This is a genomic window from Longimicrobiaceae bacterium, assembly GCA_035936415.1.
Lineage (GTDB): Bacteria > Gemmatimonadota > Gemmatimonadetes > Longimicrobiales > Longimicrobiaceae > JAFAYN01.
Window position 1 is genome coordinate 1 of the sequence record DASYWD010000611.1, and the last position, 9409, is coordinate 9409.

The 9409-nt window shown below is 76.2% G+C and carries 2 protein-coding genes; both read left to right on the top strand.

The annotated features are described in order from the left end of the window. The first annotated feature begins 11 nt into the window (after positions 1–11). Positions 12–8816 (top strand): amino acid adenylation domain-containing protein, encoded by an 8805-nt coding sequence (locus VGR37_24525; GenBank protein HEV2150586.1) that lies wholly within the window; start codon positions 12–14, stop codon positions 8814–8816. A 34-nt stretch (positions 8817–8850) separates the two neighbouring features. Beyond that, the coding region (locus VGR37_24530) for a condensation domain-containing protein (protein ID HEV2150587.1) at positions 8851–9409 on the top strand (559 nt) is incomplete at its 3' end.

Below are 9409 nucleotides of genomic sequence, written 5' to 3' on the forward strand. Positions count from 1 at the left end.
CCCCGGCGGCGATCGGGGCCGGCCGCGTGCTCACCTACCGCGAGCTGGACGCGGAGGCGGAGCGGCTCGCGGCGGTGCTGCGCGCCCGGGGGGCGGGCCCGGAGTCGCGCGTCGCCCTCTTCATGGAGCGTGGCGTCGAGCTGGCGGTGGGGCTCCTGGGCGTGCTCAAGGCGGGGGCGGCGTACGTCCCCCTCGACCCCGGCTACCCGCCCGAGCGGCTGCGCTTCCTCCTGGAGGACAGCGGGGCAGGGGTGGTGGTGACCCGCTCGGCGCTCGCGGGCTCCGTCCCGGACGGGGCGGCCGCGGTGCTCTGCCTGGACTACCTCCCGGAGGGGGAGGGGCGCGAGCAGGGAGCCCGGGCCCACCCGGAGAGCCTGGCGTACGCCATCTACACCTCGGGCTCCACCGGGCTTCCCAAGGGGGTGATGGTCACCCACCGCTCGCTCCTCTGTTACGCGGAGGCCATGCGCGAGCGGCTGGAGCTGTCCCCGGCCGACCGCTTCCTGCAGTTCGCCTCGCCCAGCTTCGACGTGATGGTGGAGGAGGTCTTCCCCGCCTGGCTGTCGGGGGCGGCGGTGGTCTTCCCCGGCGCCGACCTCCTGGACTCCCCCGCCGAGCTGGCCGGCGTGCTGGAGGCGTACGGCGTCACGGGCCTGGAGCTCCCCACCGCCTTCTGGCACGAGTGGGTGGGGGTCCTGGAGCAGGAGGGGACGGGGCTGCCCCCCTCCGTCCGGTTCGTGATCGTGGGCGGCGAGCGGATCCTGCCGGACCGGCTCCGCGCCTGGGCGGGTGTCCGGGTCCCGCTGGTGCACGTGTTCGGGCTGACGGAGACGACGGTCAGCTCCACCACGCTCCGCCTGGAGGCCGGGGAGGATGGCTCGGTCCATCCCAACCTCCCCGTCGGCCACGCGCTCCCCAACGTGGAGCTGCGGGTGCTGGACGCCGAGCGCGAGCCGGCCCCGAGGGGAGTGCCCGGCGAGCTGTACGTGGGCGGGGAGGGGGTGGCGCGCGGCTACCTGGGGCGGCCGGACCTCACGGCGGAGCGCTTCGTCCCCGACCCGTTCCCGCGGGCGCCCGGCGCGCGCCTGTACCGCACCGGCGACCGGGTCCGCCGGCTCGCCGACGGCAGCCTGGAGTTCCTGGGGCGCATCGACGAGCAGGTGAAGGTGCGCGGATTCCGCATCGAGCCGGCGGAGGTCGAGGCGGTGCTGGCCGGGCACCCCGCGGTGGGGCAGGCGGCGGTCGTGGTGCGCGAGGACACCCCCGGCGACCGGCGCCTGGTGGCGTACGTGGTCCCGGGCGCCGGCTACGCTCCCGAGGCGGGCGGGCTGCGCCGTACCGTCGGGGTGGAGCTGTGGCCCTCGCACGGGGAGTACCCGGTCTACGACGACCTGCTCTACCGCGCCATGGCCGACGACACCCGCCGCAACGCCGGGTACCGGGAGGCGCTCGCCCGGGTGGTCCCGGGGAAGGTGGCGGTGGACGTGGGGACGGGGGGCGAGGTCGTCCTGGCCCGCCTCTGCGTCGAGGCGGGCGCGAAAAAGGTGTACGCTGTCGAGCGGATGGAGGAGTCCTTCCGCAGGGCGCAGGAGCGCGTCCGGGAGCTGGGCCTGGAGGACCGGGTGGAGCTGATCTTCGGCGACGCCCGCGAGGTGGAGCTCCCCGAGCCGGCGGACGTCTGCGTCTCCGAGCTGCTGGGGTGCATCGGCGGCTCGGAGGGGGCGGTGGCGGTGCTGGACGCCGCCCGCCGCTGGCTGCGGCCCGGCGGGGTGATGGTCCCCGGCCGGTGCGTCACCCGGATCGCCGCCGTGCGGCTCCCGGACGCGCTGCACGCCGCCCCCGTGCTCGAGGAGGTGGGCGGCCACTACGCCGACCGCGTCCTGGAGGTGGTGGGACACCCGTTCGACCTCCCGCTCTGCCTGCGCAACCTCCCGGCGGACCACGTGGTCTCGGACTCCGCCGTTTTCGAAGAGCTGGACTTCTCCCGCCCGGGCGGGGACACGTTCCGCCGCGAGGTGGAGCTGCGCGTGGAGCGCGGCGGGCGGATCGACGGCTTCGTGCTCTGGATCCGTCTCTACTGCGGGGAGGAGCTGACGCTGGACTCGCTGCGGGACGAGTGCGCCTGGCTCCCCCTGTTCTTCCCGGCCCTCTACCCCGGCGTGGAGGCGAGCGCGGGAGACGTCCTCCGCGTCGTCTGCAGCGCGGAGCTCTCGGACGACGGCATGCACCCCGACTACGCCGCGGAGGGGGTGCTGCGGCGCGCGGGCGGCGGCGAGGCGCCCTTCGCGTACCGCTTCCTCCACCACGGCCGCCCCCGCGAGCTCTCCGCCTTCCACCAGCGTCTCTTCCACGGCGGGCGCCCCCGCGTGCGCTCCGCCGCGGGCGAGCGGGTGACCGTGGGCGAGCTGCGCGACCACCTGGGCGCGCACCTCCCGGCGCACATGGTCCCCTCCGCATTCGTGGTGCTGGAGTCGCTCCCGCTCACCGCCAACGGGAAGACCGACCGCCGGGCGCTCCCCGCGCCCGCGGAGGACCGGCTCCGCCCGGGGGCCTACGAGGCGCCGCGTAGCGAGGCGGAGGCGACGCTGGCCCGGATCTGGGGCGAGGTGCTGCGGATGGAGCGGGTGGGGATCCACGACAGCTTCTTCGAGCTGGGCGGCGACTCCATCCTCGCCATCCAGGTCGTCTCCCGCGCCCGGCGGGCGGGGCTGCACCTGCGCCCCCGGGACCTCTTCCAGGCCCCCACGGTGGCCCGGCTCTCCGCGATCGCGGCGGCGGCCCCCGCCCCCTCCGCCCGTCCGGACCGGGGCGCCCCGGTCGGCGAGGCCCCGCTCCTCCCCGTGCAGCGCTGGTTCTTCGCGCAGGAGATCCCGGAGCGCCACCACTGGAACCTCCCGCTCCTCCTGGAGGTGCGCCGGCCGGTGAACCCCGCCCTCCTGCGGGACGCGCTCCTCGCGGTGACGCTGCACCACGACGCGCTGCGCTTCCGCTACGCGCGGAGCGCCGCGGGGGAGTGGACACAGCGCTACGCCCCCCCGGCCGAGGCCGCCGTCCCGCTGGAGCGTGCGGACCTTTCCCACGTCCCCGACGGGGAGCTGGCGGAGGAGGTCGAGCGCCGGTGCGCCGCCGTACAGGCGGGGCTCGACCCGGAGCGCGGCCCCGTGCTGCGCGCCCTCCTCCTGGAGCCGGGGAGCGGCCGCCCCCCGCGCCTCCTCCTCGCCGCGCACCACCTGGTCGTGGACGGGGTCTCCTGGCGGATCGTCGCGGAGGACCTCCAGGCGGCGTACGAAGCGCTGGAGCGCGGCGTACGCCCCGAGCTCCCGCCGAAGACCACCTCCTTCGGCGAGTGGGCGACGCGGCTGGCGGAGCACGCCGCCGGGGGCGGCTTCGACGGGGAGCTGGACGGGTGGACGGACGAGCGGGGGTGGACGCCGCGCCCGCTCCCGGTGGACGGGCCCGGCCCCGACACGGCGGGCGCCGTCCGGACCGTTTCCGTCGCCCTGGACGCCCGGGAGACGGAGGCGCTCCTGCGGGACCTCCCGGCCGCCTACCGCTCGCGCCCGGACGACGCCCTGCTGGCGGCGCTGGCGCGCGCCTTCGAGCGGTGGACGGGAGAGCCCCACCTCCTCGTGGAGCTGGAAGGGCACGGGCGCGAGGAGCTCTTCGCGGAGGTGGACCTCTCGCGCACGGTGGGGTGGCTCACCTCCGTGCACCCGGTGCTCCTCGACGTGGGCGGCGCCGCCCACGCGGGAGAGGCGCTGAGGCGGGTGAAGGAGCAGCTCCGCGCGGTCCCCGGCCGCGGGATCGGGTACGGGGCCCTGCGCTGGCTGGGCCCGGATCCCGGGACGCGCGAGCGGCTGGCGGCGCTCCCGCGGGCCGAGGTGTCCTTCAACTACCTGGGGCGGATCGACGCCTCCGCCCCCGAGGGCGCCCTCTTCGCCCTGGCCGGCGAATCTCCCGGTGCCGACGTGAGCCCCCGCGCCCCGCGGGCCCACCTGCTGGAGGTGAACGCCGCGGTGCACGGCGGGGAGCTGCGCGTGGAGTGGCGCTACGGGAGCCTGGTGCACCGCCGCGAGACGGTGGAGGCGCTGGCGGAGGCGTACCTGGCGGAGCTGCGCGCGCTCGTGGCGCTCTGCCGCGAGGACGGTGCGGGCGGGTGCACCCCCTCCGACTTCCCGCTCGCCGGGCTGGACCAGGCCGGGGTGGACGCCCTGGTGGGGTCCGGGCGCGACGTCGAGGACGTGTACCCCCTGGCCCCCATGCAGGAGGGGATGCTCTTCGAGACGCTGTACGCCCCGGAGAGCGGGGTGTACGTGGCGCAGTACGTCTTCCGCCTGGCGGGAGAGCTGCACGAGGACGCATTCCTCCGCGCGTGGCGCCGCGTCCTGGAGCGCCATCCCGCGCTGCGGGCGGGGTTCGTGAGCGGAGCCGCGGACCGGCCGCTCCAGGTGGTGCGCCGCGGGGCGGAGCCCGCCGTGCTGCGCGAGGACCGGCGCGGGATGGCGCCCGCCGGGCGGGAGGCGGCGTTGGAGGCGTTCCTCGCCGAGGACCGCGCACGCGGCTTCGACCCGGCCCGTCCCCCGCTCACGCGGCTCGCGCTGTTCCGCGACGGCGGCGCGGAGTGGACCCTGGTCTGGACCTTCCACCAGGCGCTCCTGGACGGGTGGAGCCTCCCCATCGTCTTCCGCGAGGTGCTGGCCGCCTACGACGCCTTCCGGGAGGGGCGCGAGCCGTCGCTCCCGGAGGCGCCGCCCTACCGGGAGTACCTGGCGTGGCTCGCCCGGCAGGACCCCGCCCGCGCGGAGGGCTTCTGGCGTGAGGCGCTCGACGGCTTCGCCGTGCCGACCCCGCTCGGGGTGGACCGGCCCGGCGCGGCCGGGGCCGAGCGGGGGTACGGGCGCCTGGAGAGCACTCTCCCCGAGGCGCTCTGCGACGCGCTCCAGGCGGCCGCGCGCCGCGGGGAGCTCACCGTGAACACCCTCGTGCAGGGCGCCTGGGCGCTGCTGCTCTCGCGCTACTCCGGGGAGGAGGACGTGGTCTTCGGGACCGCGGTCTCCGGGCGGCCGGCGGAGCTGGAAGGGGTGGAGGAGATGGTCGGGGTCTTCATCGCCACCCTCCCGGTCCGGGCGCGGGTGGAGCCGGGCGAGGCGGTGCTCCCCTGGCTGCGCGCGCTGCAGGAGCGGCAGGCGGAGGCGCGCGAGCACGGGCACGTGCCGCTCTCCGGACTGCAGCGGTGGAGCGAGGTGCCCGCGGGGACGCCGCTCTTCGAGAGCGTGCTGGCGTACGAGAACTACCCGGTGGACGGCGTCCTGGCCGGGGACCGGCCGCTGCGCATCGGGGTCCTCGCCCAGCGCGAGCAGTCCAACTACCCCCTGGCCGTCGCGGTATTCCCGGGCCGCCCCCTCCGCATCGCCACCACCTTCGACCGCGCCCGCTTCGACGCGGACGCGGTGGAGCGGATGCTGGGGCACCTCCGCGTGGCGCTGGAGGGGATCGCGGGGGACGGCGGGCGTCCGCTCGGCTCCGTCGCGATCCTGTCCGACGCGGAGCGCCGCGCCCTCCTGGCCGCGGGGCGCGCCCCGGCGTCCGTTCCCGGCCCGGCGCGCTGCGTCCACGAGCTCTTCGCCGAGCAGGCGGCGGCTTCGCCCGACGCGGTCGCCCTGGCGCAGGGGGAGCGGACGATGACGTACGGCGAGCTGGAGCTGCGCGCCAACCGGCTCGCGAACCACCTGCGGAAGCGCGGCGTCGGCCCCGACGTGCGGGTGGGCGTCTGCCTGGAGCGCTCCCCGGAGATGGTGGTGGCGATCCTGGCCGCGCTCAAGGCGGGGGGCGCCTACGTCATGCTGGACCCGGACTATCCGGCGGAGCGCCTCGCCCTCATGCTGGCGGACGCGGGCGTGCGGGTGCTGCTCACGGAGGAGCCCTTCCTCGGCCGCCTCGCCGGGACCGGGGCGGAGCCGGTGTGCCTGGACCGCGACGCGGACGCCATCGCCCGGGAGCCGGGGACGGCTCCCCGGGTGGAGGTGACCCCGGAGCACCTGTGCTACGTGATCTACACCTCCGGCTCCACCGGCCGCCCCAAGGGGACGGAGGTGCCGCACCGCTCCATCCCGGGCTTCTTCCGCGGGGTGGACTACGTCCGCTTCGACGCGGAGCAGACGTTCCTCCAGCACTCCTCGGTCTCGTGGGACGTGCTGACGCTGGAGCTGTGGCCCGCGCTCCTCACCGGCGCGAGGTGCGTCCTGTACACCGGCGGCTCCGTCGAGCCCGCGGAGCTGGGCGCGCAGGTCCGTGCCCACGGCGTGACGACGCTCTGGCTCTCGGCGGCCTTCTTCAACCTCGTCGTCGACACCGCCCCGGAGGTCCTCGCCGGGGTGCGGCAGGTGATGACCGGGGGCGAGGCCGTCTCCCTCCCGCACGTCCGGCGGGCGCTCGCCCGGTACCCGGAGCTGCGGCTGGTGAACGGGTATGGCCCCTCCGAGTGCACCGTCTTCGCCACCTGCTACCCGGTTCCCGGGGGCTTCGACGCTCCGGCGGTCCCCATCGGGGCCCCGATCGGCGACCGCCGCGTCCACGTCCTGGCCCGCTCCCTGGAGCCGGTCCCCGCGGGGGCCGTCGGCGAAGCGTACGTGGGCGGCCCGGCGGTGGCGCGCGGATACCTGGGGCGGCCGGAGCTCACGGCGGAGAAGTTCGTCCCCGACCCCTTCGGCGAGCCGGGCGCGCGCCTGTACCGCACCGGCGACCGCGTGCGGCTCCGCGCGGACCGGCTGCTGGAGTTCGTGGGGCGGATGGATACCCAGGTGAAGGTGCGGGGCTTCCGCATCGAGCCCGGCGAGGTGGAGGCCGCGCTTCTGCGGCACCCCGGCGTGCGCGAAGCCGTGGTCGTGGTGCGGGAGGACGTCCCCGGCGACCGCCGCCTGGTGGCGTACCTCACGGGCGCGGCGGACGCGGCGGTCCCCTCCGCGGCGGAGCTGCGCAAGCACCTGTCGGGGAGCCTCCCGCTGCACCTGGTCCCCACCGCCTTCGTGGTCCTGGACGCGCTCCCGCTGACGCCGCGCGGCAAGACGGACCGCCGCGCGCTCCCGGCCCCCGAGGCGGCCCCCTCCCCGGACGGCGAGCAGGTGGCGCCCCGGACCGCGGCGGAGCAGGCCCTCGCCGACGTGTGGGCGCGGGTGCTCCGGGTGGACCGGGTCGGCGTGACGGACAACTTCTTCGAGGTGGGGGGCGACTCCATCCTCAGCATCCGGGTGGTGACCGAGGCCCGCAGGGCGGGGCTGGAGGTCACTCCCCGGGACGTCTTCGAGAACCCCACCGTCGCCGCGCTGGCGCGCGTGGCCGGGCGAACCGCGACGGCGCGGGCGGAGCAGGGGGCGGTCACGGGGGAGGCGCCGCTCACCCCCGTCCAGCACTGGTTCTTCGAGCAGGGTGGGTCCGACCTCCACCACGCGAACCAGGCGCTGCTCCTCGCCCCGCGCGAGCCGCTCGACCTCCCCTCCCTGGAGGGTGCGCTCGCCGCGCTGGTGCGCCACCACGACGCGCTGCGGCTCCGCTTCCGGCGCGGGGGGGAGGGGTGGATCCAGTCCCACGGCCCCGTGGAGGAGCGGGTCCCGGTGGAGCGGGTGGACCTCGCGGGGGTGCCAGCGGCGGACCGGGCAGGCGCGCTGGACCGCCGTGCCACCCAGGTCCAGGCGAGCCTCGACCTGGGCGCGGGGCCGCTGCTGCGGGCGGCGCTCTTCGACCTGGGCCGGGGAGAGCAGCGCCTCCTGCTCGTGGTCCACCACCTCGCGGTGGACGGGGTCTCCTGGCGCGTCCTGCTGGAGGACCTGGAAGCCGCCTACCGGCGGATCGCCGCCGGGCTCGACGCGGACCTCCCGCCCAAGACCACCTCCTACCAGCACTGGTCTGGCCGGCTCGCCGCCCATGCGCGGAGCGCCGCGGTGCGGGGGGAGCTGGAGTACTGGACCCACCCCGGCCGCCGGGTGCGCCCGCTCCCGGTGGACCACCCGGGCGGGGAGAACAGCGTCGCCTCGGCCCGGGCGGTTACGGTCTCGCTGAACCCGGACGAGACCGAGGCGCTCCTGCGCGAGGTCCCCACGGCGTACCGGACGCAGATCAACGACGTGCTCCTGGCGGCGCTGGTGGAGGCGATGGCCGGGTGGACCGGGGAGCAGCGGCTCCTAGTCGACCTGGAGGGACACGGCCGCGAGGACCTCTTCGCGGACGTCGACCTGTCGCGCACGGTGGGGTGGTTCACCGCCGTCCATCCCATGCTCCTGGACGCCGGGAGCGACCCGAGCCCGGGGGAGCGGCTGAAGCGGGTCAAGGAGCAGCTGCGCGCGGTCCCGGGGAAGGGGATCGGCTACGGGCTCCTGCGCTACCTGCACCCCGACGAGGAGGTCCGGGGCGCCCTCCGGGAGCTCCCGGAGCCGCAGGTGAGCTTCAACTACCTCGGCCAGTTCGACCAGAGCTTCTCGGACGGGGCCCTCTTCGCGCTCGTGGACGAGCCGAGCGGCTCCGCGCAGGGTGCGCACGGGCTCCGCCACCACCTCCTGGAGCTGGACGCCAGGATCGAGGGGGGGTGCCTCCAGGTGGAGTGGTCGTACAGCGCGGCGCTGCACCGTCCGGCCACCGTCGAGCGGCTGGCCTCGCAGTACCTGGAGCGGCTGCGGGCGCTGATCTCCCACTGCCGCACGGAGGAGCCGGGCGGCTACACCGCCTCCGACTTCGCCCTGGCCGGGATCGACGCCGACACCCTCTCCATCCTGGAGTCGGAGATCCTGGAAGAGGACCTGGACCTCGACCCGGCGGGCACCTGACCCGCGACACCTCGACCGCAACCGGGAACCAGACGTGGCAGCAACCGAGCCGGTGAAGAAGAACCCGATCGAGGACGTGTACCCCCTCTCGCCCATGCAGGAGGGGATGCTCTTCCACTCGCTCTACGAGGGGCCGGGCACCTACGTGGGGCAGTTCGGCTTCACGCTGGAGGGTGAGCTGGACGGGGAGGCCTTCGCGCGGGCGTGGCAGGCGGTGGTGGACCGGCACCCGGCGCTGCGCGCGGCCTTCTCCTGGGAGAAGGTGGAGAAGCCGCTGCAGGTGGTCCGCCGGCGCGTCGCGCTCCCCGTGCACCGGGAGGACTGGCGCGCGCTGCCCGCCTCCGAGCAGGAGGCGCGCTTCGCGAGCTACCTGGCGGCGGACCGGGCGCGGGGGTTCGACCCGGCGAAGCCGCCGCTGATGCGGCTGGCGCTCTTGCGCACGGGGGAGCGGGAGCACCGCCTGGTGTGGACGCACCACCATCTGCTGCTCGACGGCTGGAGCGTGGGGCTGGTCTACCGCGACGTGCTGGCCCTCTACGCGGCCCAGCTCCAGGGGCGCACGGCGGAGCTGGCGCGCCCGCGCCCGTACCGGG